Source organism: Amycolatopsis sp. 505, assembly GCF_031625235.1.
Taxonomy (GTDB): domain Bacteria; phylum Actinomycetota; class Actinomycetes; order Mycobacteriales; family Pseudonocardiaceae; genus Amycolatopsis.
In genome coordinates, this window is sequence record NZ_JACKQP010000004.1 from 196586 (window position 1) to 220324 (window position 23739).

At 72.4% G+C, this 23739-nt stretch carries 23 protein-coding genes; 16 read left to right on the plus strand and 7 right to left on the minus strand.

All coding sequences use genetic code 11. From position 1 onward, the window contains the following. Window positions 1–49: 49 nt before the first annotated feature. From H5965_RS16795 to H5965_RS16815, 5 genes are all read left to right on the plus strand, one after another. Window positions 50–2068 carry a M4 family metallopeptidase gene (locus H5965_RS16795; RefSeq protein ID WP_310970863.1) on the plus strand — a complete coding sequence of 673 codons (2019 nt, stop codon included), beginning with the start codon at window positions 50–52 and terminating at the stop codon, window positions 2066–2068. Between the two features lie 74 nt (window positions 2069–2142). After that, window positions 2143–3408, plus strand: coding sequence for a helix-turn-helix domain-containing protein (locus H5965_RS16800; RefSeq protein ID WP_310970864.1), 1266 nt, complete (start codon window positions 2143–2145; stop codon window positions 3406–3408). A gap of 308 nt (window positions 3409–3716) precedes the next feature. Further along, the gene (locus H5965_RS16805; protein WP_310970865.1) at window positions 3717–5981 is read left to right on the plus strand and encodes a M4 family metallopeptidase; all 2265 of its coding nucleotides are present in this window, start codon (window positions 3717–3719) and stop codon (window positions 5979–5981) included. 85 nt (window positions 5982–6066) lie between these two features. After that, window positions 6067–7671 (plus strand): M28 family metallopeptidase, encoded by a 1605-nt coding sequence (locus H5965_RS16810; protein WP_310970867.1) that lies wholly within the window; start codon window positions 6067–6069, stop codon window positions 7669–7671. 138 nt (window positions 7672–7809) lie between these two features. Continuing rightward, window positions 7810–8853 carry a chitinase gene (locus tag H5965_RS16815; protein ID WP_310970868.1) on the plus strand — a complete coding sequence of 348 codons (1044 nt, stop codon included), beginning with the start codon at window positions 7810–7812 and terminating at the stop codon, window positions 8851–8853. Window position 8854: 1 nt separating this feature from the next. Here the strand turns inward: H5965_RS16815 and H5965_RS16820 are convergent, their stop codons facing one another. Continuing rightward, window positions 8855–9658 carry a DUF3152 domain-containing protein gene (locus H5965_RS16820; protein ID WP_310970870.1) on the minus strand — a complete coding sequence of 268 codons (804 nt, stop codon included), beginning with the start codon at window positions 9656–9658 and terminating at the stop codon, window positions 8855–8857. A gap of 151 nt (window positions 9659–9809) precedes the next feature. Then, on the minus strand, window positions 9810–10880 hold the full coding sequence (gene dapE, locus H5965_RS16825) for a succinyl-diaminopimelate desuccinylase (protein ID WP_310970871.1): 1071 nt from the start codon (window positions 10878–10880) through the stop codon (window positions 9810–9812). A 23-nt stretch (window positions 10881–10903) separates the two neighbouring features. On the opposite strand from dapE, the gene H5965_RS16830 reads away from it, so the two are divergent. From H5965_RS16830 to H5965_RS16840, 3 genes are read left to right on the plus strand one after another with little or no spacing between them, the layout of a single operon-like run. After that, the gene (locus H5965_RS16830) at window positions 10904–11335 is read left to right on the plus strand and encodes a hypothetical protein (RefSeq protein ID WP_310970872.1); all 432 of its coding nucleotides are present in this window, start codon (window positions 10904–10906) and stop codon (window positions 11333–11335) included. A gap of 28 nt (window positions 11336–11363) precedes the next feature. Then, complete coding sequence (gene dapD / locus H5965_RS16835; protein WP_310970874.1) at window positions 11364–12347, plus strand: 2,3,4,5-tetrahydropyridine-2,6-dicarboxylate N-succinyltransferase; 984 nt, start codon at window positions 11364–11366, stop codon at window positions 12345–12347. Between the two features lie 28 nt (window positions 12348–12375). Further along, window positions 12376–13308, plus strand: coding sequence for a CHAD domain-containing protein (locus H5965_RS16840; RefSeq protein ID WP_310970876.1), 933 nt, complete (start codon window positions 12376–12378; stop codon window positions 13306–13308). Window positions 13309–13592: 284 nt separating this feature from the next. On the opposite strand, the gene H5965_RS16845 is transcribed toward H5965_RS16840, so the two are convergent. Then, on the minus strand, window positions 13593–14999 hold the full coding sequence (locus H5965_RS16845) for an FAD-dependent monooxygenase (RefSeq protein WP_310970877.1): 1407 nt from the start codon (window positions 14997–14999) through the stop codon (window positions 13593–13595). Between the two features lie 81 nt (window positions 15000–15080). On the opposite strand from H5965_RS16845, the gene H5965_RS16850 reads away from it, so the two are divergent. Continuing rightward, on the plus strand, window positions 15081–15698 hold the full coding sequence (locus H5965_RS16850; RefSeq protein WP_310970879.1) for a TetR/AcrR family transcriptional regulator: 618 nt from the start codon (window positions 15081–15083) through the stop codon (window positions 15696–15698). Here H5965_RS16850 and dapC read toward each other — a convergent pair. From dapC to H5965_RS16865, 3 genes are all read right to left on the minus strand, one after another. Further along, window positions 15692–16783, minus strand: a complete 1092-nt coding sequence (gene dapC / locus H5965_RS16855) for a succinyldiaminopimelate transaminase (protein WP_310970882.1) — start codon at window positions 16781–16783, stop codon at window positions 15692–15694. The two genes, H5965_RS16850 and dapC, sit on opposite strands and share 7 nt — an antisense overlap. Beyond that, window positions 16780–17100, minus strand: coding sequence for a ferredoxin (gene fdxA, locus H5965_RS16860; RefSeq protein WP_003083029.1), 321 nt, complete (start codon window positions 17098–17100; stop codon window positions 16780–16782). The genes dapC and fdxA overlap by 4 nt, the downstream gene beginning before the upstream one ends. Window positions 17101–17209: 109 nt before the next feature. Then, window positions 17210–17392: a hypothetical protein gene (locus tag H5965_RS16865; protein ID WP_206795643.1), complete on the minus strand. Its 183-nt coding sequence runs from the start codon at window positions 17390–17392 to the stop codon at window positions 17210–17212. A gap of 59 nt (window positions 17393–17451) precedes the next feature. Between H5965_RS16865 and H5965_RS16870 the strand changes: the two genes are divergently transcribed. Genes H5965_RS16870 through H5965_RS16900 form a run of 7 tightly spaced genes read left to right on the plus strand, consistent with a single transcriptional unit; the run spans window position 17452 to window position 22386 of the window. Next, on the plus strand, window positions 17452–18315 hold the full coding sequence (locus H5965_RS16870) for a GNAT family N-acetyltransferase (protein ID WP_310970887.1): 864 nt from the start codon (window positions 17452–17454) through the stop codon (window positions 18313–18315). Next, window positions 18312–19301, plus strand: a complete 990-nt coding sequence (cofD, locus tag H5965_RS16875) for a 2-phospho-L-lactate transferase (protein WP_310970889.1) — start codon at window positions 18312–18314, stop codon at window positions 19299–19301. The genes H5965_RS16870 and cofD overlap by 4 nt, the downstream gene beginning before the upstream one ends. After that, window positions 19237–20631 (plus strand): coenzyme F420-0:L-glutamate ligase, encoded by a 1395-nt coding sequence (locus tag H5965_RS16880; protein WP_310970891.1) that lies wholly within the window; start codon window positions 19237–19239, stop codon window positions 20629–20631. Before cofD ends, H5965_RS16880 begins: the two co-directional genes overlap by 65 nt. Beyond that, complete coding sequence (locus tag H5965_RS16885) at window positions 20628–21173, plus strand: NUDIX hydrolase (protein WP_310970893.1); 546 nt, start codon at window positions 20628–20630, stop codon at window positions 21171–21173. The genes H5965_RS16880 and H5965_RS16885 overlap by 4 nt, the downstream gene beginning before the upstream one ends. A gap of 27 nt (window positions 21174–21200) precedes the next feature. After that, a complete protein-coding gene (locus tag H5965_RS16890) occupies window positions 21201–21725 on the plus strand; it encodes a hypothetical protein (protein ID WP_310970895.1) in 525 nt (174 codons plus the stop codon). Further along, window positions 21722–22087, plus strand: a complete 366-nt coding sequence (locus H5965_RS16895; RefSeq protein ID WP_310970897.1) for a GntR family transcriptional regulator — start codon at window positions 21722–21724, stop codon at window positions 22085–22087. The genes H5965_RS16890 and H5965_RS16895 overlap by 4 nt, the downstream gene beginning before the upstream one ends. Continuing rightward, window positions 22087–22386: a hypothetical protein gene (locus tag H5965_RS16900; RefSeq protein WP_310970898.1), complete on the plus strand. Its 300-nt coding sequence runs from the start codon at window positions 22087–22089 to the stop codon at window positions 22384–22386. Before H5965_RS16895 ends, H5965_RS16900 begins: the two co-directional genes overlap by 1 nt. Window positions 22387–22842: 456 nt before the next feature. On the opposite strand, the gene H5965_RS16905 is transcribed toward H5965_RS16900, so the two are convergent. Next, window positions 22843–23739, minus strand: a complete 897-nt coding sequence (locus tag H5965_RS16905; protein WP_310970900.1) for a DNA-3-methyladenine glycosylase 2 family protein — start codon at window positions 23737–23739, stop codon at window positions 22843–22845.

Genomic DNA, 23739 nt, shown 5'->3' on the forward strand with positions numbered 1-23739 from the left:
CAGTTATTCCTCTGGGCACACTCCTCCCCGGTCCCCGGAAAGGTTCCCCATGAGATCCCCACGTGGGCTGGCGGCGATCGCCGGCCTGGCCCTGACGTTCGCGGTGCCGGCGATCCCGGCCGCCGCCGCCCCCCATCCTCCCGCCGCCACCCCGCCCGAGGCGCTCGCCGCCCGCGCCGCCGACCAGGCCGCCCTCAGCGGCGCCGACCGGCTCGCGAAGGGTGCCGGGGAGGCCTTCGTCCGCACCGGAGTCACCCCGGGTGGCGGCGGGCTCTACTACGCCTCCTACCAGCGCACCTACCACGGCCTGCCGGTCATCGGCGGGGACGCGGTGGTCGTGGCCGACGGCGCCGGGCACGTCCGCGGCACCGAAGCCGCGCACACCGCTCCGCTCACCGTCGGCACGCAGGCCACGCTGAAGGCCGAGCAGGCCACGAAGGTCGCCAAGAGCCAGGTCTCCGCCGTGGACAAGGCCGAGGCGCCGAAGCTGGTCGTCCTGGCCGGGGACGCCCCGAAGCTCGCCTACGAGGTCGTCGTCAGCGGCCGCACGAACGGCAAACCCACCCGCCTGCACGTCTTCGTCGACGGCGCGACGGGGAAGGTCCTCGACACGCGGGACGACGTCCGCGAGGCCGGCACCGGCAACTCCTACTACGCCGGCACCGTCTCGATCGACACCTCCGGCTCCGGCAGCTCGTACTCGATGACCGACCCCGGCCGCCGCGGCATCGCCTGCGGCCGCGAAGGCGGCTCGATCTTCACGAAGAGCACCAACACCTGGGGCAACGGCTCGGGCACCGACCTCGAGACCGGCTGCGTCGACGTCCTCTACAGCGTCCAGACCGAGTGGAAGATGCTCGGCGAGTGGCTCGGCCGCACCGGCATCGACGGGGCGGGCGGCGGGTTCCGCGCGAGCGTCGGCCTCAACGACGTCAACGCCTACTGGGACGGCTCGTCGACGCACTTCGGACACTCGCAGGACAACCGCCGCCAGGCGACGCCGATGGACGTCGTCGGCCACGAGTTCGGGCACGCGATCTTCCAGACCACGCCGGGCGGCGCGGGCTCGGGCAACGAGAACGGCGGGCTCAACGAGTCCACCGGCGACATCTTCGGCGCGCTCACCGAGTTCTACGCCAACAACCCGAAGGACACGCCGGACTTCAGCGTCGGCGAGGGCGTCAACCTGGTCGGCCAGGGCCCGATCCGCTACATGGACAACCCGTCGAAGGTCGGCGACCCGAACTGCTACTCCTCGTCGATCCCGAGCACCGAGGTGCACGCCGCCGCGGGCCCGCAGAACCACTGGTTCTACCTGCTGTCCCAGGGCAGCGCGGCCAGCCCGACGTGCAACAACTCGTCGGTCACCGGTGTCGGCATCCAGAAGGCCGGCAAGATCTTCTACAACGGCCTGCTGAAGAAGACGTCGTCGTGGAACCACCGCGCGGCCCGCAAGGCCACCCTGGAAGCCGCGGTCGCGCTGTTCCCCGGCAGCTGCGCCGAGTTCGCCAGCACCAAGGCCGCGTGGGACGCGGTGAGCGTGCCCGCGGTCAGCGGGGAGCCGACCTGCACCGGCCAGCCGCCCGCCGGCAACGACTACTCGCTGACGCTCTCGCCGGCCTCGGCGTCCGTCCAACCCGGACAGACCGCGACCACCACGGTGACCACCCGGATCACCTCCGGCAACGCCCAGACCGTGCAGATGGAGGCCACCGGCCTGCCCGAGGGCGCGAAGGCGACGATCAGCCCGGCGAGCATCTCCTCCGGCGGCACCGCGACGCTGACCATCACCACCTCGGCGACCACGCCGGAGGGCACCAGCCAGGTGACGGTCAGCGGTGACGGCACCGACGCCGACCACACCGCGCAGTTCTCGCTCACCGTCGGCACCGGCACCCCGCCGACCGGCTGCGACGGGCTCGCCGAGTGGGACTCCGCCAAGGCCTACGTGCCCAACGACGTCGTCGGGCACAACGGTCACAAGTGGACGTCGCTGTGGTACTCGACCGGCGCCGAGCCGGGCGCGCCCACCTCGTGGGCCGTCTGGAGCGACGGCGGCGCCTGCTGAACACCCACCGCGCGGTGGCCGGCCCACGCCGGCCACCGCGCGGCTTACCCTGAACCGGTGGAAAGGCGGCCTGTGTGAGCGAGAGCGTCGGCGAACGCCTGCGTGAGCTGCGCACCGAACGCGGGCTCACGCAGCGCGAACTCGCCGGGCCGCAGTACTCGGCGGCGTACGTGTCGTCGGTCGAGACCGGCGCGCGGACGCCGTCGGGCGACGCGCTGCGGTTCTTCGCCCAGCAGCTCGGCATCGACCCCGACGAGCTGCTCGGCGGCCGGTCCCCGCGGGAGCTGATCGAGCTGGACCTCGAGCTGATCGAGACCGCGGAACGGTTCCTGGCCGGCGACGCCCGCCGCGCGACCCCGCGGATGCAGCGGATCCGGCGGCGCGCCGAGCGCCTCGACCGGCCGCGGCAGGCCGGGATCGCGCTGCTGTGGCTGGCCGGGTATTCGACCGGCGACGTCCGCACGAAGTACGTCTCGGACGCCGAAACGGCGCTCTCGGGTGAGCCGCCGCCGGTGCGGGCGATGGTCGTCCCGCTGCGCGCGGCCGTGCTGACCGGCTGGGGCGAGGTGCAGTATTCGGTGCACCTGCTGGAAACCTGCCACGCCGAGCTGCTGCGGGACGGCTACCCGCAGCCGTCGATGCTGCTGACGCTGCGGGCCTGCCTGGCCGAGCGGCACCTGCGCCAGGGCGACCTGGAACGGGCGGCCGAGTACGCCGACTCCGCGCTGCGGCTCACCCGGGGCAGCCCGGCGGTGCTCGCCGAGCTGACCCGCAGCCACGTCGAGGTCTGCCGCAGCCACCTGGCGGCGGACCGGTTCGCCGACGCCGCCGCCTCGGTCGCCGCGGCTTACGACCTGATGCAGGAACGGGCCCTGCACCCGGCGATGGCGTACTGCCTGCTGGCCCGGGCCCGGGTGCGCGGCCGGTCGGGCGACGTCGAAGGGGCGCTGGCCGACCTCGCGGCGGCCCGGGAGACGGCGTGGCCGGACGACGTCCCGGCGATCACCGTCGAGCTCGCCGGGGAGTACCTCGCGGCGGGCCGGCTGGAGACGGCGGCGGCCCTGCTCGACCAGATCCGCCCGGTGGTCGTGGCGGGCACGCCGCTGGCCGCGGAGCTGCGGCTCCAGCTCGGCTCGCTGGCCAAGGCCCGCGGGGACGCCCGGCGCGCGGCCGAGGACCTGCGGGCCGCCGTCGAGCTCGCCACCGGGCTGGGCGCGCGCGGGGTGCTCGTGCGCGCCCTGCGGCCGTTGAGCGAGTTGCTCGGCGAGACCGGGAAGCAGGCGGAGGCGGCGGACGTGCTGCGGAATGGCCTGCTCGCGCTGGGTGCGGAGGACGGGTAACCGGTTTCTGAGCAGTACTAACGAATCCCGATGATCGAGATCGTCCGGCGTTCGGATGGTGTCGCCGACAATCCCTACGAAAGTCGTTCCGACGCGGAACGCGGCGAGAATCCCCTGCTGCAGCGGGGTTTGTACGAATTGATTCGATAATCCGGAACGCGTCGTTGGTCCGTTCGGCGCATTGACGCCCGGTTGAGCTGATCCTTTACTCGGATGCGTCCGGACGCATACCTGCTGTTAGCACGCCGGACACGTCTCCCCTTTCCCTTACCGGACCTCGATTCTGCCTTCATGGAAGGAAGACCTCGATGACCCATCGTGGGTTCAGCACGGGCTTGGCGGCCGCCGCCGGGCTCGCCATGACGCTCGCGTTACCGGTGACCCCGGCGAGCGCAGCGCCCCAAGCACAGCCCGCCGCTCCGGAAGCGGCCGCCGCCCGCGCCGCCGACCAGGCGGCCGCCAGCGGTCTCGACGCCCTGCGCCGCGGCCCGGCCGAATCGTTCCAGCGCGTCGGTCTGACCGCCGGCGGCGGTGGCCTCTTCTACGGCGCCTACCAGCGCACCTACCAGGGCCTGCGGGTCGTGGGCGGGGACGCGGTGGTCGTCGCCGACGGCGCCGGCCGCGTGCGCGGCACCAGCGCCGCGGAGACCGCGGCCATCACCGTGGGGACGCAGGCGCTGGTCGACGCGGCGAAGGCCGCCGCCACCGCGCGCGCTCAACTGCCCACTGTGGACAGTGTAAGCACGCCGGAGAAGGTCGTGCTGGCCGGGGCGAGCCCGAAGCTGGCCTACGAGGTCGTCGTCGCCGGGCGCACCGCCACGGCACCGAGCAACCTGCACGTGTTCGTCGACGCGGCGACCGGCGCGGTGCTCGACAAGCGGGACGACGTGAAGACGTTCGCTTCCGGCGCTCGCACCCAGGCCCAGCCGTCGACGGTGAACGTGGCCGGCACCGGAAACAGCTACTACGTCGGCAACGTCTCCATCGACACGACGCAGTCCGGCAGCACCTACACGCTGCGCGACCCCGGCCGCACCGGCATCAGCTGCGGCCGCGAGGGCGGCTCCGTCTACAGTGGACCGGACAACAACTGGGGCAACGGCTCCGGCACGGACCTCGAGACCGGCTGCGTCGACGTCCTCTACAGCGTCCAGACCGAGTGGAAGATGCTCGCCGACTGGCTCGGCCGCAACGGCATCAACGGCAGCGGCACCGGCTACCCGGCGTCCGTCGGCCTCAACGACGTCAACGCCTACTGGAACGGTTCCTCGACGCACTTCGGCCACTCGCAGGACAACCAGCGCCAGGCCACCTCGATGGACGTCGTCGGCCACGAGTTCGGGCACGGCATCTTCCAGTTCACCCCGGGCGGTGCCGGTTCCGGCAACGAGAACGGCGGCATGAACGAGTCGACCGGTGACATCTTCGGCGCGCTGACCGAGGCGTACGCGAACAACGCCAAGGACACCCCGGACTACGAGGTCGGCGAGGGCGTCAACCTGGTCGGCCAGGGCCCGATCCGCTACATGTACCAGCCGTCGAAGGCAGGCGACCCGAACTGTTACTCGTCGTCGATCCCGAGCACCGAGGTGCACGCGGCGGCCGGCCCGCAGAACCACTGGTTCTACCTGCTGGCCGAGGGCTCGAACCCGGGTGGCGGCAAGCCGGCCAGCCCGACCTGCAACAACTCGACCGTCACCGGTCTGGGCATCCAGAAGGCCGGCAAGATCTTCTACAACGGCCTGCTGAAGAAGACCTCGTCGTGGAACCACAAGGCCGCCCGCAAGGCGACCCTCGAAGCCGCGATCGCCCTCTTCCCGGGCAGCTGCGTCGAGTACAACACCACCAAGGCCGCGTGGGACGCCATCTCCGTCACCGCCGCGAGCGGTGAGCCGACCTCGTGCAGCGGCGGCGGGCCGGACTTCTCGGTCGCGCTGAACCCGGCTTCGGGTTCGGTCCAGCCGGGCGCCTCGGCGACCACCACGATCAGCACCGCGATCACCTCGGGCGCGGCGCAGTCGATCACGCTGTCCGCTTCGGGCCTGCCCGCCGGCGCGACCGCGACGTTCAACCCGGCCACCATCTCCTCGGGTGGCTCCTCGACGCTGACCATCGCGACGTCCGCGTCGACCCCGACCGGCAGCTACCCCGTCACCATCACCGCCGACGGGGCCAGCACCGACCACACCGCGACCTACACGCTGTCCGTCGGCACCACCGGCTCGTGCGCCGCGGTGACCAACTCGACCCGCTTGAACATCCCGGACTACCCGGCGAGCGCGGTCAACAGCACCAACACCGTCAGCGGCTGTGCCCGCAACGCGTCGGGCACCACCAAGGTCGAGGTGCACATCACCCACACCTACCGCGGTGACCTGGTCCTCGACCTGGTCGCGCCGGACGGCACGGCGTACCGGCTGAAGAACTCCAGCAGCGACTCCGCCGACAACATCGACACCACCTACACCGTGAACGCCTCCTCCGAGGCCGCCAACGGCGCGTGGCAGCTCCGCATCCGAGACGTCGGCCCCGCCGACACCGGTTACCTGTCCTCCTGGACGTTGACCGTGTAACACGCCCCACCCCGTGAAGGCCGCACCCGCCAGGTGCGGCCTTCACGGCCGTTCTCCCCAACCCCCACCGAAGGAATTCACCGCCATGAAGTGGAAGACACGACTCGGCGCCGGGGTCACCGCCCTGGCGACCGTGCTGGGCGTCGCAGCCGCGCCCGCGGCCACCGCCGCGCCCGCCACGGCGCTCGCCGCGCCGGACATCTCCCTGGCCAACGTCAAGGCCCACCTCAACCAGCTGCAGACCATCGCCAACAACAACGGCGGCACGCGCTCGCCGCGGGGCGGCGGGTACGCGGCCTCGGTGTCCTATGTGGAAAACCTGCTGAAGAACGCCGGCTACACGACCAGCCGGCAGACCTGCACCAGCTGCATCGGGCAGTCGCAGAACCTGATCGCCGAGTGGCCGCAGGGCGACGCGAGCCAGGTCATCATGCTCGGCGCGCACCTCGACAGCGTGAGCGCCGGCCCCGGCATCAACGACAACGGCTCGGGCAGCGCGTCGATCCTCGAGGTCGCGCTGACGCTGGCCCGCACGAACCCGGCGATGGCCAAGCGCGTCCGGTTCGGCTGGTGGGCCGACGAGGAGTCCGGCCTGGTCGGCTCCAAGTACTACGTCAACAACCTGCCGAGCAGCGAGCGCACGAAGATCAAGACCTACCTCAACTTCGACATGATCGGCTCGAAGAACTGGGGCTACTTCGTCTACGACGACGTCGCTTCGATCAAGGCCGTCTTCGACGAGTACTTCGGCTCCATCGGCATCCAGACCGAGGGCGACAGCGAAGGCGACGGCCGGTCCGACCACGCGTCCTTCAAGAGCGCGGGCATCCCGGTCGGCGGCCTGGCCACCGGCGCCGGCGACATCAAGAGCTCGGCGCAGGCGCAGAAGTGGGGCGGCACCGCGGGTTCGCCGTTCGACAACTGCTACCACCGCGCCTGCGACACGACGTCCAACATCCCGGACGCGCCGCTGGAGAAGAACAGCGACGCCATCGCCTACGCGCTGTGGAAGCTGGCCGTCGGCACGCCGCAGGGCAACGACTTCTCCGTGTCGCTGAACCCGACGTCGGGCACTGTCCAACCGGGACAGTCGCTGCAGGTCGCGGTCAGCACCGCGACGACGTCCGGCTCGGCGCAGTCGATCTCGCTGTCCGCTTCGGGCCTGCCCGCGGGCGCGACGGCGTCGTTCAGCCCGGCCACCGTGCAGTCGGGCGGCTCCTCGACGCTGACCATCACGACCACGTCGTCGACACCGACCGGCACGTTCCCGGTCACGGTGACCGCGGACGGCGCGAACGCCGACCACACGGCGACGTTCTCCCTCGGCGTCGGCAGCTCGTCGTGCGCGCCGGTGACCAACTCGACGCGGCTGGACATCCCGGACTACCCGGGTGCCGCGGTGAACAGCGCCGCGAACGTGGCGGGCTGCGCGCGCAACGCGTCCGGCACCACCAAGGTCGAGGTGCACATCACCCACACCTACCGCGGTGACCTCGTCCTCGACCTCGTCGCGCCCGACGGCACCGCCTACCGGCTGAAGAACTCCAGCAGCGACTCCGCCGACAACATCGACACCACCTACACCGTGAACGCCTCCTCCGAGGCCGCCAACGGTGCCTGGCAGCTCCGCATCCGAGACGTCGGCCCCGCCGACACCGGTTACCTGTCCTCCTGGACGCTGACCGTCTGACCGGCCGCTCGGGGGCGTCCTCCGCGGGACGCCCCCGAGTTGTCTAGACCACCCGTTCGTAGGTAGTCACCGGCTCCCCGCGGCGCTTATGTTGGGCGGACACGCCGCGTCCACCCTTCAATGACGATGGGAGCCGGGATGTCCGGTCGCTTGTTCGCAACCCTGCTGGCCACGGTATTGGCCGTCCCGCTGTTCGTCTCGGCCCCCGCGCAGGGGGCGGTGCAGGCCGACACGTGCGCGGTGAAATCGCGGCCCGCCGGCAAGGTCCTGCAGGGGTACTGGGAGAACTGGGACGGCGCCGCCAACGGCGTCCACCCCGGGCTGGGCTGGATCCCGATCACCGACAGCCGGATGGCCCAGCACGGCTACAACGTCGTCAACGCCGCCTTCCCGGTGATCCGGTCCGACGGGACCGTGTTGTGGGAGAACGGGATGGACGCCGGCGTCAAGGTGTCCACGCCGGCCGAGATGTGCGCGGCGAAGGCCGCGGGCGCGACGATCCTGCTGTCCATCGGCGGCGCGGCCGCCGGGATCGACCTCTCGTCGTCGGCGGTGGCCGACCGGTTCGTCGCCACCGTCGTGCCGATCCTCAAGCAGTACAACTTCGACGGGATCGACATCGACATCGAGACCGGGCTGACCGGCAGCGGGAACATCAAGACGCTTTCGGCGTCGCAGAGCAACCTGATCCGGATCATCGACGGCGTGCTCGCGCAGATGCCCTCGAACTTCGGGCTCACGATGGCGCCGGAAACCGCGTACGTGACCGGCGGCAGCATCACCTACGGCTCGATTTGGGGCGCGTACCTGCCGATCATCAAGAAGTACGCGGACAACGGCCGCCTGTGGTGGCTGAACATGCAGTACTACAACGGATCCATGTACGGCTGCTCCGGCGATTCCTACCAGGCCGGGACCGTGCAGGGCTTCACCGTGCAGACGCAGTGCCTGAACAACGGCCTGGTCGTCCAGGGCACGACGATCCGCGTCCCCTACGACAAGCAGGTCCCGGGCCTGCCCGCCCAGCCGGGCGCGGGCGGCGGGTACATGTCGCCGAGCCTGGTGTCCCAGGCGTGGCGATCGGTGCCGGGCCTGAAGGGCCTGATGGACTGGTCGATCAACTGGGACGGCTCGAAGGGCTGGACGTTCGGCAACAACGTCAAGTCCCTGCAGGGCCGGTAGGTCAGGAGTCGCCCGCCGGGATGGGGTCGTTGTACTCGCCCGGCGGGCCGGCGTATTCCCGGCCGCCGGCGTCCGGGAAGGGCCACGGGTTCGGGACGCAGCCGTGCAACCCCAGCGTCTGCTGCTCCATCACCGGCGCCGGCTTGCCCGGGCCGGGGCACAGCTCGTGGCCCTGGCCCAGCCGGTGGCCGGTTTCGTGGGTGACCATGTACTGGCGGTAGACGTCGAGCGGGGCGCCGTAGTCCGGGACGGCGTTGGCCCAGCGGGCGACGTTGAGCACGACGTTGCTGCCGTTGCGGCAGGAGGTGTAGCTGTCCGGGGTGCCGCCGCACAGCTTGTCGCGGCTGGCCGGTGTGGCGAGGTAGAGGGTGAAGTCGGCGTTGTCCTGCGGGCCGACCTGCTGCAGCCGCCACTGCCCGCCGGCGGTCCAGCCACGCGGGTCGCCGAGGATGGCGCGGATCTTCTTGGCGAACTCGCCGGGCCCGACGCCGTCGATGTCGGTCTCGATGGCGATCCGGTAGCGCATCAGCCGGCCCGACGTCCCGGCGACCTCGTCGCTGCCGGGGGTGAACATCCACTGGCCGGACCCGGTCCGCGGGAAGCTGATGGCGACCTCGACGGGCGGCGCGCTCTGCGTCACGGGCTCCCGCTCGGCCGGCGGCGGCGGGACCGAGGTGGCCTCGCCGATGGCGGTGAGGACCGGCCCGGCGGCGGGCGCGGCCACCGGCTGTCTTTCCCCACCGCACCCGCTCACCGCCAGGACGAGCACGGCCACGGCCGCGGCTCGTCGAGCGGTTTTCGGCATGGGTCCTCCCGGGGCGCGCGGCTTCAGAAGGACATACGGACCGCGGCCGCGAAAAGTTGCGGTGACCTGCGGTCGCGCAGCGTCACCGCAGCTCAGGCCGCCGGATGTGACCACGACCACAGCACCCGCTGCGACGTTCGGTGCAGCGGGCTCAGCTCAGGAACTTGCGCAGCACCTCGGTGACCTGGCGGATCTCCGCCGTCCGGACGTTCTCCTGCTTCGTGTGCGCCAGGGTCGGGTTGCCCGGGCCGAAGTTCACCGCCGGCATGCCGCGCGCCGCGAAGCGGGCCACGTCCGTCCAGCCGAGCTTGGCCGCCGCGCGGCCGCCCGCCGCCGCCACCAGTTCCGCCGCCGCCGGGGCCGACAGGCCCGGCAGCGCTCCCGGCGACAGGTCCACAACGGACAGATCGAACCCGGCGAACACCTCGCGCAGGTGCCGCTCGGCCGCCGCCGCGTCGCGGTCGGGGGCGAAGCGGTGGTTCACCGTCAGCACGGCCGCGTCCGGGACCACGTTGCCCGCGACGCCACCGCTGATCGACGTCGCCTGGAGGCCTTCGCGGTAGGTCAGGCCGTCGATGTCGACGATCCGCGGCGTGTACTCCCCCAGCCGTCGCAGCGGCTCGGCCAGCGCGTGGATCGCGTTCTCGCCCATCCACGCCCGCGCGGTGTGCGCCCGCTTGCCCGAAAGCCGCAGCTCGACGCGCATGGTGCCCTGGCAGCCGGCCTCGATCACGCCGTTCGACGGCTCGCCGACGATCGCCAGGTCGCCGGCCAGCCACTCCGGCAGCTCGCGCTCGATCCGGCCGAGGCCGTTCTTGACCGCTTCGACCTCTTCGTTGTCGTAGAAGACGAAGGTGACGTCGTGCTTCGGCTCAGGCAGCGTCGCCGCCAGGTGCAGGAAGACCGCGTCGCCGCCCTTCATGTCGACCGTGCCGAGGCCGTGCAGGATTTCCTCGTCGCCGGAGCCTTCGCGCCGCGACGGGAGGTTGCCGTTCTCCGGCACGGTGTCCAGGTGCCCGGCGAGCACGACCCGCGACTCGCGGCCGAGGTTGGTCCGCGCGAGGACGGCGTCGCCGTTCCGGACGACCTCGAGGTGCGGGGCCTGCGTCCGCAGCGCGTCCTGGACCGCGGTCGCGATCTCCGCCTCGGCGCCGGACACGCTGAAGATGTCCACCAGCGCTGCGGTCAGGTCCACCGGATCGGCGTGCAGGTCGAGGCTCATGACCCGCACGCTACCGTGGGGGTGTGCGTAGGTTCGGAGTCGCCGTCGGCGGCGCGGTGCTGGTCCTGGTCCTCTCGGGCTGCGGGAAAGAGGCCGGTCCGACGCCCCCGCGTCAAGGCGGCGAGCCCGGTCCGGACGCGCTGCCGACCAAGCTCGACGCGCTGACCGTCGACCAGTGCTACGCGAGCCCGCGCACCCAGCTGCCCAAGGGCTGTGAGAAGTACGTCACCGAGGTCGGCAACGTGCCGGGCGCGGCCCGCAAGCGCGCGGACGACCGCGACCCGCAGCTGACCGCCGAGGCCGGCAAGCTGGACCAGGCGGTCGGGGAGTTCCGGAGTGCGGGCTGCACGACCGTCCCGGCCGCGGGCGGCCCGTGTTCGCAGGCGCTGGTCGACATCGCCGCTGCTCTGTCTGGCCTGAAGAAGCAGGTAGACGCGCGGCCCACGAGTGGTTGATCGCCGTCACTCGACTACCGTGTCGGGCGTGAGTGAGCAGAGCCCGAACCCCGAAACGACCGGCGCCAGCGGCGTCGGGCTGGCCACCGTCACCACCGACGGGACGGTCCTCGACACCTGGTACCCGCACCCCAAGCTGGTCGAGGGGGGCACCCCCGGCACCGAGCGCCTGAGCGCCGAAGAGGCCACCGAGCTGCTCGGCGAAGCCGCCGCGGCGCTGCTCGGCCCGGACACCGACCGCGGGGTCGAGGTCGTCGCCGTGCGCACCACGATCGGCAAGCTGGCCGACGCGCCCGCGGACACCCACGACATGTACCTGCGGCTGCACCTGCTCTCGCACCGGCTGGTCCGGCCGCACGGCCAGAACCTCGACGGCATGTTCGGCCTGCTGGCCAACGTCGTCTGGACCAACCACGGCCCGTGCCCGGTCGAAGGCTTCGAGACGACCCGGCTGCGGCTGCGGGCACGCGGTCCGGTGACCGTCTACAGCGTCGACAAGTTCCCGCGGATGGTCGACTACGTCCTGCCGTCGGGCGTCCGGATCGGCGACGCCGACCGCGTCCGGCTCGGCGCGCACCTCGCGTCCGGCACGACCGTGATGCACGAGGGTTTCGTCAACTTCAACGCCGGCACGCTCGGCGCGTCGATGGTCGAGGGCCGGATCTCGGCCGGCGTGGTCGTCGGCGACGGCTCGGACGTCGGCGGCGGCGCGTCGATCATGGGCACGCTGTCGGGCGGCGGCAAGGAAACGATCTCGCTGGGCGAGCGCTGCCTGATCGGCGCGAACGGCGGCGTCGGGATCTCGCTGGGCGACGACACGGTCGTCGAGGCGGGCCTGTACGTGACGGCGGGCACGAAGGTCGTCGTCGAGGGCAAGGTCGTCAAGGCCCGCGAGCTCAACGGCATCTCGGGCGCGGTGTTCCGCCGCAACTCGGGCACCGGCGCGGTCGAGGTCGTGCCCCGCACCGGCTCCGGTGTCGAGCTGAACGCGGCGCTGCACGCCAACGATTGAGCACGATCGTTCACCTACTATTCATGAGGTGACCACCGAATCGTTGCGTCGCACGCCGGCCGAGCTGGGCTTGCCGGACGCGCCCGTCGAAGCGCGTCCGGCCGACCCGGCCGGCCACCACGTGCGGGCCAAGCTCGACCGTGAGATCCGCGCGCTGCTCGCGCACGAACCGGGCACGCGCTCGGGCGCGGATCCGGAGGACCTGCACCAGATGCGCGTCGCGCTGCGGCGGATGCGCAGCGTGCTGAAGCTGTCCGGCAAGCTGGTCGGCGACGGCGCCGAGCCGGTGCGCGCGGAGCTGGGCTGGCTGGGCCAGTCCCTCGGCGAGGTGCGCGACTACGACGTGCTGATCGGGCACCTGCGCGAGGTCATCGCGGACTTCGAGGTCCGCGACCAGGCCCCCGGCCGCCGTCTCGTGTCGAAGTTCGTCAGCGAGCGGGCCACGGCGAAGCGGCGCCTGACGCGGGCGCTGTCGAGTGCCCGGTATTCGACGTTGCTGCGCGAGGTGAGCCTGCTGACGCGGGCGGAGACCGTCCCGCTGTCCGACCGGCCGCACGACCTGATCGCGGGCCTGGCGAAGCCGCACCGGAAGCTGGCGAAGGCGGTCGGTGCGCTGCCCGCGGACCCGCCGGACGACGACCTGCACGCGCTGCGCATCCACGGCAAGAAGCTGCGTTACGCGGCGGAGCTGGCCCAGACGTCCGCGAAGAAGAAGCAGGCGCCGAAGATCAAGCGGCTGCTGAAGGCGACGAAGGACTTCCAGACGGTGCTGGGCGACCACCAGGACGCCGTGATCGCGGCCGAGCGGATGCGTTCGGTCCTGGAGTCGGCGGACGGCCCGATGGGGTTCGTCGCGGGCCGCATCGCCGAGCGCGAGCTGGCCCGCCGAGCCGACGCCCGCGCGGCTTGGCGGAATTCCTGGGCAGCGGTCGACGCCGCCGCCAAGGCCCTCCACGCCTGACCACGCCCCCGCCTCGCCTCTCCCGCGCCCCGCCTCGCCTCGCCCGCCCCCGCCCTGCTCCGCCCCCGCGCCCCGCCTCGCCCGCGCCGCACCCCCTCCCCGCCTCGCCCGCGCCCCGCGCCTCGCCCACGCCCTGCTCCGCCCAGCGCCCCGCCCGCGCCCCGCCCCCGCCCCGCCCCCGCCTCGCCTCGCCCGCGCCGCCCGCCCCCAAGGTCGCGAATGACTCATTCGGGACCTCCCACGTCCCGAATGAGTCATTCGCGACACCCGGTGGGCCGGCCCCGTCAGGCGATCGACCAGACGTAGCCGTCCGGGCGGATGAGCACCCGGCGGCCCGTCGAAGCCTCGTACGCCGCGTACGCGTGGCCGCCCTCGTCCACCAGGTCCGTGCCCGTCGCCGCGCTGCCCGCCGGCAGGATCCGGTACCCCGTTGTCTCGCCCTCGCCGAAGAGCAGCTCGGTCGCGTGCGGGCCGCGGAACAGCTCGAACAGCCGCACGCGCTTGCCGTTCGCGTCCACCAGCGGCGCGTCCGGTGCCCGGTCCCCCGGCCGCAGCTCCCCGGTCCCCGCCGGGGACAGCGGGCCGCCCCGGTAGGTGATGTCGAGCTGCTGCGTGTCCTCTCCACGCCGGTGGGCGTCCTCGTCGCCGTCGACGTACTTCTGCAGCAGGCCCGCCGAGACCCCCAGCACGCGGGCCGCGACCGTGCGCCGCTCGATCTCGTAGCTGTCCAGCAGCTCCGGTGACCCGTCCGCGAGCTTCCAGCCGAGGTTGTAGCCGTCCTGGATCCCGGTGTTCAGGCCCTGCCCGCCCGTCGGCGGGTGGACGTGCGCCGCGTCGCCGGCCAGGAACACGCGGCCGTCGCGGAAGCTCGCCGCCAGCCGGATGTTCGGCCGCCACACCGTCGACCAGGCCAGGTCCGACAGCTTGACCTGGCCGCCGCTCAGCGCGTCGAGCCGGGCCTGGACCGCGGGCAACGCCGTTTCGACGTCGGTCTCGCCGTCGCCGAGCGCGGCGCCGAACTGGAAGTGCGGCGTCCCCGGCAGCGGGCTGAACATCATGCCGCTCATCGGCTCGTCCGGCGCCGCGAACCAGTGGCCGAAGTTCCGGTCGAGGCCCTCGGCCACGACGTCGCCGAGCAGCATCCGGATCGACTCGTCGGTGGTGCCCTCGAACGCGATCCCCAGCGTCTTGCGCACGAAGCTCTTGCCGCCGTCGACGCCGACCAGGTACTCCGCGCGGACGGTCTCGCCCGTGCTCAGGGTCGCCGTGACGCCGTCGCCGTACTGCTCGAAGCCGGTCAGCGCGGTGTTCAGCTCGACGGGCACGCCGAACTCGGCCAGCCGGTCGCGCAGGATGCCCTCGGTCTGCGACTGGCCCAGGAACCAGCCGGTCGGGTACGGCCGCGACGGCGTCGGCTCGACCGGGTCGAACATCATCCGCTCACCGACCACCTCGCCGCCGAGGTGGATCTTCATCGGCACCGGGGCCATGCCCGCGGCCAGCACCGCGTCGAGCACGCCCAGGTCCTCGAACACCTCCAGCGTGCGCGGCTGCATCCCGTCGCCGCGCGAGCCGACGAAGTACGTCTCGGCCTTGTCGATGATCCGCACGGCGACGTCCCGCCGCGCCAGCTCGATGGCCAGCGTCAGCCCGGTCGGTCCGGCTCCGGCGATCAGCACCCGAGTATCCATGTCACCCTCCCAGTGAATTCAAATTCAGTGAATCTGGATTCAGAATGGCGCTGCTAGCGTCCCGTGTCAAGGGAGGTGCCGATGACGGCGACGAGCCGCAAGGAAAAGGCCGCGGAGACCGAGGCCGCGCTCAAGGCCGCGGCCAAGCGCGTCTTCGCCCGGAAGGGCTACCTGAACACGAAGATCACCGACATCACCGCGGAGGCGGGCCGGGCCGCGGGGTCGTTCTACAACCACTTCGCGGGCAAGGAAGAGCTCCTGGAAGCGCTGATGGCCGACATCGCGGCCTCAGGCGACGAGAGCGCCGACAGCGAAGACCACCTGGCCGACTTCAGCGACCCCGCGGCCGTGCGCTGGCACGTCAAGCAGTACTGGGACTTCTACCGCGACAACGCGGCCACCATGCTGGCCCTGCGCCAGGCGGCGATGGTCAGCGAGTCGTTCGCGCGCACGGTGGCCCGGTTCGGCGCGTCCCAGGCCGCCGACCTCGACGACCACCTCGCGTACATCACCCGCGCCGGCATGCGCCTCCCGGCGGACCCGGACCGCTGCGGAATGCTGATCTACAACCTGGTCGACGCCTTCGCGGCGACGTGGCTGCACGACGCGCCGGCGGGCTGGACACCGCCGACCGACGAAGAGGCGATCGAACTGCTCACCCGGTTCGTCTACCGGGGCCTGACCGGCCGCGATTACTGAGTCAGCCGCTCCACGGCCGCGTCGACGCGCTCGTCCGTCGCGGTCAGCGCGACGCGGACGTGCTTGCTGCCCGTCGGGCCGTAGAACGTGCCGGGCGCGACCAGGATCCCCCGCTCGGCCAGCCAGCCGACCGTCGCCGAGGCGTCCTCGTCGCGAGTGGCCCAGAGGTAGAGCCCCGCTTCGGAGTGGTCGATGCGGAACCCGTTGTCCAGCAACGCCTTCCGCAGCACCAGCCGACGGCGGGCGTACCGCTCGCGCTGCCCGCGCAGCGCCTCGTCGTCGGACAGCGCGGCGACCATCGCCTCCTGGACCGGCCGCGGCACGATCATGCCCGCGTGCTTGCGCACTTCGAGCAGCTGCTTGATCAGGCGCGGGTCGCCGGTCAGGAAGCCGGCGCGGTAGCTGGCCAGGTTGGCCGACTTCGACAGCGAGTGCACCGCGATCAGGCCGTCGGTCCGGCCGCCGCAGACGTCCGGGTGCAGGATCGACAGAGGATCGGACTCCCAGCCCAGGGCCAGGTAGCACTCGTCGGAGACCACGACGACCTCGCGCTCGCGGGCCCACTCGACGACCTTGCGCAGGTGCTCCACCGGCAGCACCCGGCCGGTCGGGTTGGACGGCGAGTTCAGCCAGATCATCGCCGGCTTCTGCGGGCCGAGCGCGACCGTGCTGTCGGCGCGCAGGAGCGACGCGCCCGCCAGCAGCACGCCGACCTCGTACGTCGGGTACGCCAGCTCCGGGATGACGACGAGGTCGCCGGGGCCGAAGCCGAGCAGGCGCGGCAGCCAGGCCACGGCCTCCTTGGACCCGATCGTCGGCAGCACGGCGTCCGGCTCGACGCCGTCGACGCCGTGCCGCCGGGACAGCGCGCCGCGCGCGGCTTCCCGCAGTTCCGGAATGCCGTGGGTGGTCGGGTACCCGGGGATCTCCGAGACCGACGCGAGGGCCTCGCGGATGCCCGCCGGGACCGGGTCGACCGGGGTGCCGATGGAGAGGTCGACGACCCCGCCGGGATGCGCTTGGGCCGTGGCCTTGACCTCGGCGAGCGAATCCCAGGGGAAGTCGGGCAGCGCGATCCGGTTCATTCGCCCTGCGGGGGCAGCGCCTTGATGAAGGCCGGGTCGTGCGCGGTCTTGCCCACCTTGGACGCGCCGCCGGGCGAACCCAGCTCGTCGAAGAAGTCGACGTTCGCCTTGGTGTAGTCCGACCAGTTGTCCGGGACGTCGTCCTCGTAGTAGATCGCCTCGACCGGGCAGACCGGCTCGCAGGCGCCGCAGTCGACGCACTCGTCCGGGTGGATGTACAGCATCCGCTCGCCCTCGTAGATGCAGTCCACGGGGCACTCGTCGATACACGCCTTGTCGAGCACGTCGACGCAGGGCTCGGCGATCACGTAGGTCACTGCGCACTCCTGCTTTTCTCTGCAAACAGCCAGTCCGTGCCGACATTACGCGGCGTCGGCACCCGTTCGGTTGGTGAGGCAAGCCTTAGCCATACCCCGGGTATGGAGCTCACCTCTCCCGGCGGCGCGGGGGCGGGGTCGCCCGGGCGTCACCGGTGATGACGAAGCGCGGTTTGGGCGCCTCGCCTGTGTCACTTTCGGGCTTCTTCTCCCCCACGGCTCGGTTGAACCCTTCGGCGATCTCGTCGACCAGCTTCTCGTTGTGCCGCTCGTCCTTGCGCTGGATACCCACGGTCACCTCCTGCCGAAATCCGCTCCCGCGACTTTCACCGCCTCCGTCACAATCTAGCGGTGAACGCCGCCGAGAAGCTCGAAATCACGTGCAGCAAAGCATGGCCGCCCCTGGTGGAGGATCCCCTGGGTGAGTGGCGCCTGCGCTGGGCGGACGGCTTCACCGGCCGCGCCAACAGCGCGCTGGCCGTCGGCGACCCGGTCCGCCCGCTCGGCGGGGCCCTGCGCGCGGTGTGTGATTTCGCCCACGATCGGGGGATCACCCCGATGGTGCAGGTCGTCCGCGACAGCCCGAACGAACACGCCATCGCCGCGGCCGGCTGGCACCCGGCCACCGGGCACGGCGCCGGTCACGAGGTCGTGGTGCTCACCGCGCCGCTGGAGCCCGGGCCCGCGGTGGCAGGCGGAGAGGTCGGCCGAAAGCCCGCGGTCCCGGGAGTCACGGTGAGCGAGAAGCGCGCGTTCGCCGCCCCCGGCGTCACGGTCCGCGACCAGCCCGCCCCGGCGAACCCGGCCGTCACCATCGGCGACGAACCCGCCCCCGGCTGGTGGGCGCTCGCCATGCGGCCCACCGAGGACTCCCCGGCCGCGCGGCAGGTCCTCAGCGGCGGGAAGACCGGCTACGGCGCCGCCCTGGTCGACGGGGTCCTCGCCGGGGTCGTCCGCGGCGCCCTGGTCGACGACTGGCTGCACATCGGCCGCCTCGAAGTCGCCCCCGCCTTCCGCCGCCGCGGGCTGGCGTCCGCGCTGATGGGCGCGGTGCACGCGTGGGGCGTGGAACACGGGGCGGGCCACGCGGTGTTGCAGGTCGCGGAACGGAATTCGGGCGCGCTCGCGCTCTACGCGGGGCTCGGCTACGCCCCGCACCACAAATACCGGTACTGGGTGCCCGCACCCGGCTCGTGCGAGGATTCGACGTCGTGAAGATCGTGGTAGTGGTCGGCGGAGTGGGCGGGGCCCGCTTCCTGCTGGGTGTCAAGGCAGCGCTGGGCATGGCACCCGAGGGTGCCTCCGAGTCGGAGCACGAGGTGACGGCGCTGGTCAACACCGGCGACGACGTCTGGATGCACGGGCTGCGGATCTGTCCCGACCTGGACACCTGCATGTACACCCTGGGCGGCGGGATCGACTCCGAACGCGGCTGGGGGCACTCGGGCGAGACCTGGGTCGTCAAGGAGGAGCTGGCCGCCTACGGCGCCGACCCGGACTGGTTCGGGCTCGGCGACAAGGACATCGCCACCCACCTGATCCGGTCGCGGATGCTGCGCGCGGGCTACCCGCTCTCGGCGGTCACCGAGGCCCTGTGCGACCGCTGGCAGCCCGGCGTCCGGCTGCTGCCGATGTCCGACGACCGCGTCGAGACGCACGTCGTCATCGACGACCCGGAGCAGGACGGCCAGCAGAAGGCGATCCACTTCCAGGAGTGGTGGGTGCGCTACCGCGCCGAGCCGAAGGCGCACTCGATCGTCGCGGTCGGCGCCGACGAGGCCAAGCCCGCCCCCGGCGTGCTGGAAGCGATCAAGGACGCCGACGCCGTGCTGTTCGCGCCGTCGAACCCGGTCGTGTCGGTCGGCACCGTGCTGGGCGTGCCCGGGGTGCGGGAGGCGCTGCGGAACAGCACTGCCCGCGTCGTCGGGGTGTCGCCGATCATCGGCGGCAAGGCGCTGCGCGGGATGGCCGACGCGTGCCTGACCGCGATCGGCGTCGAGACGTCGGCCGAGGCGGTGGGCCGGCACTACGGCTCGCGCCAGGACGGCGGCGTGCTCGACGGCTGGCTGATCGCGGAAGGCGAGACGGCCGACGTGCCGGGCGTGACCGTCCGCGACGTCCCGCTGCTGATGTCCGATGTGGACGCGACCGCGGCGATGGCCCGCGCCGCCCTGGAACTGGCTGGAGCCCCCGTTGAGTGACCACGCTGCCCCCAAGCTGGAGATCCTGCCCGTCACCGGGCTGCCGGAGTTCCGCCCGGGCGACGACCTGACCGGCGCGATCGTGGCCGCCGCGCCCTGGCTGCGGTCGGGGGACGTCCTGGTCGTGACCAGCAAGATCGTCTCGAAGGCCGAGGGCAGGCTGGTGCGCGTGCCGTCGGACCCGGAGGCCCGCGACGCCGAACGCCGGAAGCTCGTCGAGCAGGAGGCCGTGCGGATCGTCGCGCGGATCGCCCGGACCGTGATCACCCAGAACCACCTGGGGATCGTGCAGGCGGCGTCCGGGATCGACGCGTCCAATGTGGCCGGTGACGAGGTCGCGCTGCTGCCCGCCGACCCGGACGCGTCGGCGCTGGCGCTGCGCAACGGGCTGCGGGAGCGGCTCGGCGTCGAGGTCGCCGTCGTCGTCACCGACACCATGGGCCGGGCCTGGCGGGTGGGGCAGACCGACGCCGCCATCGGGTCTTCGGGGCTGCGCGTGCTGCACGCCTACCGCGGGGAGGTCGACGGGCAGGGCAACGAGCTGGCCGTCACCGAGGTCGCGATCGCCGACGAGCTCGCCGCGGCCGCCGACCTGGTCAAGGGCAAGCTGGGCGGGACGCCGGTCGCGGTCGTCCGCGGGTTCTTCCCGGAGGACGACGGCTCGACCGCGCGGGACCTGGTCCGCCCGCTGGAGGAGGACCTCTTCCGGCTGGGCGCGAACGAAGCCGTCGCGCAGGGCAGGCGCGAGGCCGTGCCGGCCCGGCGTTCGGTGCGGCACTTCGCGGACGAGCCGGTCTCCCCCACCTCGATCCGGCGGGCGGTGGGGTCGGCGCTGACCGCGCCCGCGCCGCACCACACGCACCCGGTCCGGTTCATCTGGCTGCGCGATTCCGGCGTCCGGAAGAAGCTGCTGGACGCGATGCGCGAGTCGTGGCAGGCCGACCTGGCCGGCGACGAGTTCACGCCGGAGCAGATCGCGAAGCGGCTCAGCCGGGGCGACATCCTGTACCGGGCGTCCGAGATCGTCCTCCCGTTCCTGGTGCCGGACGGCGCGCACACCTACCGCGACGACCGCCGCAACGAGTGCGAGAAGACGATGTTCACGGTGGCCGGCGGTGCCGCGGTCCAGGGTTTGCTGGTCGCGCTGGCGGCCGAGGGCCTCGGGTCGTGCTGGATCGGCTCGACGATCTTCGCCGCGGACGTCGTCCGCGAGGTCCTCGGTCTCGGCGAGCGCTGGCAGCCGCTGGGCTCGGTCGCCGTCGGCGTGCCGCTCACCGAGCCGGACCCGCGTGGCCCGGCCCTGGCCGGGGAAGGACTGCTGGAGCTGTGAGCCTGCACGCGGACGCCGTCACGACGCTGTCGTCGTGGCGGCCTGCGGTCGCGTCCCAGGAGTCGCTGCGCCAGGCGTTCCTCGGGTTCCTGGCCGCGCGCGACGATTCCTGTCAGCGTTCGTGCGCGGCGGGGCACCTGACGGCGTCGGCGGTGGTGCTGGACCACACCGGCACGCGGGTGCTGCTGACGCTGCACCCGCGGGTCGGCCGCTGGCTGCAGCTCGGCGGCCACTGCGAGCCGTCGGACGAGTCGCTGGCCGGGGCGGCACTGCGGGAGGCCACCGAGGAGTCCGGGATCGCCGGGCTGCGTCTCGTCGCGGAGCCGGTGCACCTGGACGTCCACCCGATCACGTGCTCGCTCGGGGTGCCGACCCGGCACTTCGACGTCCGCTTCGCGGTACACGCGCCGGCCGGTGCGGAGCCGGTGCGCAGCGACGAGTCCGACGACCTGCGGTGGTGGCCGGCGGACGCGCTGCCGGAGGGGTCCGAAGATCTCGCCGATCTGGTGAAAGCGGCCGTTCCTGTCGGTGCCGGGCGATAACCTGGTCCGCGGACAGGGAGGGACCACATGGCTACACAGTTCCCGGAGCGGGTGCACTACCACTCCGGCGGTGGCGGCGACACCGGCGTGTTCGGGTACATCGTGCTCGGGCTCATCGTCCTGGGCATCATCGTGTTCGTCATCGCGGTGATCGTGCGGGTGTCGAAGATGCGCCGCGAAGAGGCGATGAAGAAGAGCGGGCAGTTCCCGGCTTTCCCGCCCCAGCAAGGTTTTGCGGCGCCACCGCAGGGAATTGCGGGCGGGGGTGCGGCGGCGCCGGGGTTTGCCCCTGCGGGTTCTGCGGCGCCGGGATTCGCGCCGCCGTCGCAGGGATTTGCGGCCGCGGGTTCTGGGCCGCCGTCGCAGGGGTTCGCCGCGCCGCAGCCGGGCTTCGCGCCGGCCCAGCAGCCGGGGTACCCACCTTCGCCGCAGCAGGGTTTCCCGCAGCAGCCGGGGTATCCGCCGGCGCCGCAGCAGTACGCGCCGCAGGGGCCGTCGTTCCCGCAGCAGCAACAGCTGCCGGGGCCGGGAGCGGGTCCGCAGAGCTGGTGATCGTCCCCTTCGACAGCGGTTCGCCGGTCCCGCCGTACGAGCAGGTCCGGTCCGGCCTCGCGACGCGGATCAACGACCGGACCCTGGCCGTGGGCACCAAGCTGCCCACGGTGCGCCGCCTGGCGGCCGACCTGGGCATAGCGCCGAACACGGTGGCGAGGGCGTACCGCGAGCTGGAGGAGGTGGGCCTGATCGAAACCCGAGGCCGGGCCGGAAGCTTCGTCGCGGCGGCGGGCGACCAGTCCCGCCGCAAGGCCCAGCAGGCGGCGGCGGAGTACGCGAAGACGACCCGTAAGCTCGGCCTCGCCGACGCCGAGGCACTGTCGATCGTCCGCGCGGCACTCGACGAGGGGGAGAGCTGATGGTGAGCGTGCTGATGCTGCTGATCATCCTGGTGGTGCTCGCCGGCATCGTCGGGGTGGTGCTGCTCGTCGTGAACTCGAACAAGCCGAAGCAGCCGCCGTACCCGCCGCAGTACCCGGGCTACCAGCAGCCGGGCTTCGGGGCGCCGCAGCAGGGCTACCCGGGCCAGCAGCCGCCGGGTTACCCGCCGCAGCAGGGCTTCGGCGGGCCGGGTTATCCGGGGCAGCAGCCGCCGGGGTTCCCGGGACAGCAGCCGCCGTACCCGCCGCCGCCGGATGGCTACCCTCCCCAGCAGTAGGCCGGAGCTTCGCGGCCGTGCCAGTCCTGCGGCCGCACCAGCCCCACGGGCACCTTTCGCGAGCTGGCGGGCACCTTTCGCCGCTGGCGGGCCATGTCACCCACACGGGACCGAGCGCCCATCGCAGCCCTCTCCACGACCGCGGCCACCCCCGCACTGCCGCAGCGCACGTCACCCACACGAGACCGCGGGCCCGCCACAACCTGCCTAGGCGCCGCGGCGAGACACCTCACCCGCGAAGCGGGGCGTGCCCGCGCCAGCAACGCACGTCACCCACACGAGACCGCGCGCCCGCCGCAACCCGCCTACCCGCCGCCGCGAGACACCCCACCCGCAAAGCGAGGCGCGCCCGCCCCAGCAGCGCACATCACCCACACGAGACCGCGCCGCCAGCTCCAGAACCGCGCAGATCCCCGCAGCGCCCGTCACCCACACGGGCACCCGCGGCCACTGCCGTCACATCGCGCGATAGTCCCGCAGTTCGATCCTCGGCCCGAACCGTGGCCGCGTGTGCCCCGCAGCCTCCAGATACCGCACCACCCGCTGCCGCTGCGGCGCGTACGGCGCCAGGACCTCCGCCATCCCCACGTCGTCCAGCTTCGTGCCCAGCACCGCGTTGCCCACCATCGACGGGATGTTGTAGTCGCCGAAGCTCACCGCGTCCGGGTCGCCCCAGGCGCGCTGGGCGATCTCCGCCGCCGTCCACACTCCGATGCCCGGGACCTGGCGCAGCCAATGCCTTCCCTCGAGCCCGCCCAGCTCCACCGCCCGCTCCAGGTGACCCGCCACGCGCGCGGCGTTCACCAGGGCCGTCCGCCGCTTGATGTCGACCCCCGCTCGGTGCCAGTGCCAGTCCGGCAGCGTGCTCAACGTCGAGGGCGTCGGCGGCACGCGCAGCCGCTCCGGCGCCGGCCCCGGGGCGTGCGTGCCGAAGCGGCGGCACAGCTCCGCCCACGACCGGATCGCCTCCTTGCCCGCCACCTTCTGCTCCAGCACCGCGAGCACCAGCCAGTCCCACACCACCCCGGTCGCCCCCAGCCGCAGGCCCGGGTTCGCCCGCCGGGCCCGCGCGACGACGTCGTGGTGCGCGACGAACCCCGAATCGTCGTCGTCCGCCCCCAGCAACGCCGGCACTCCCGTGAGCAGCCGGTCCTTCGCCGGGCCCCAGGCCGCGGCCTCGATGCGGCCGTCGGACAGCCGCCGCAACGCCAGGGTTCCCGGTCCGTCCGGCGTGTTCGACGCCAGCCAGGTGATGCCGCGCTCGTCCGTGAGGATGTTGAGCGACCCGCGGCCGCGCTTCAGCGGACCCAGGACCCGGCCCAGGTCGACTTCGAACGCGGGACGCCAGAACAT

What these genes read in the sequence shown, in the direction of transcription:
- H5965_RS16795 (WP_310970863.1), top strand. Translation starts at nt 50, where the DNA reads ATGAGATCCCCACGTGGGCTGGCGGCGATCGCCGGCCTGGCCCTGACG.
- H5965_RS16805 (WP_310970865.1), top strand. Translation starts at nt 3,717, where the DNA reads ATGACCCATCGTGGGTTCAGCACGGGCTTGGCGGCCGCCGCCGGGCTC.
- H5965_RS16810 (WP_310970867.1), top strand. Translation starts at nt 6,067, where the DNA reads ATGAAGTGGAAGACACGACTCGGCGCCGGGGTCACCGCCCTGGCGACC.
- H5965_RS16815 (WP_310970868.1), top strand. Translation starts at nt 7,810, where the DNA reads ATGTCCGGTCGCTTGTTCGCAACCCTGCTGGCCACGGTATTGGCCGTC.
- H5965_RS16820 (WP_310970870.1), bottom strand. Translation starts at nt 9,658, where the DNA reads ATGCCGAAAACCGCTCGACGAGCCGCGGCCGTGGCCGTGCTCGTCCTG.
- dapE (WP_310970871.1), bottom strand. Translation starts at nt 10,880, where the DNA reads ATGAGCCTCGACCTGCACGCCGATCCGGTGGACCTGACCGCAGCGCTG.
- H5965_RS16845 (WP_310970877.1), bottom strand. Translation starts at nt 14,999, where the DNA reads ATGGATACTCGGGTGCTGATCGCCGGAGCCGGACCGACCGGGCTGACG.
- H5965_RS16850 (WP_310970879.1), top strand. Translation starts at nt 15,081, where the DNA reads ATGACGGCGACGAGCCGCAAGGAAAAGGCCGCGGAGACCGAGGCCGCG.
- dapC (WP_310970882.1), bottom strand. Translation starts at nt 16,783, where the DNA reads ATGAACCGGATCGCGCTGCCCGACTTCCCCTGGGATTCGCTCGCCGAG.
- H5965_RS16880 (WP_310970891.1), top strand. Translation starts at nt 19,237, where the DNA reads ATGTGGACGCGACCGCGGCGATGGCCCGCGCCGCCCTGGAACTGGCTG.
- H5965_RS16890 (WP_310970895.1), top strand. Translation starts at nt 21,201, where the DNA reads ATGGCTACACAGTTCCCGGAGCGGGTGCACTACCACTCCGGCGGTGGC.
- H5965_RS16900 (WP_310970898.1), top strand. Translation starts at nt 22,087, where the DNA reads ATGGTGAGCGTGCTGATGCTGCTGATCATCCTGGTGGTGCTCGCCGGC.
- H5965_RS16905 (WP_310970900.1), bottom strand. Translation starts at nt 23,739, where the DNA reads ATGTTCTGGCGTCCCGCGTTCGAAGTCGACCTGGGCCGGGTCCTGGGT.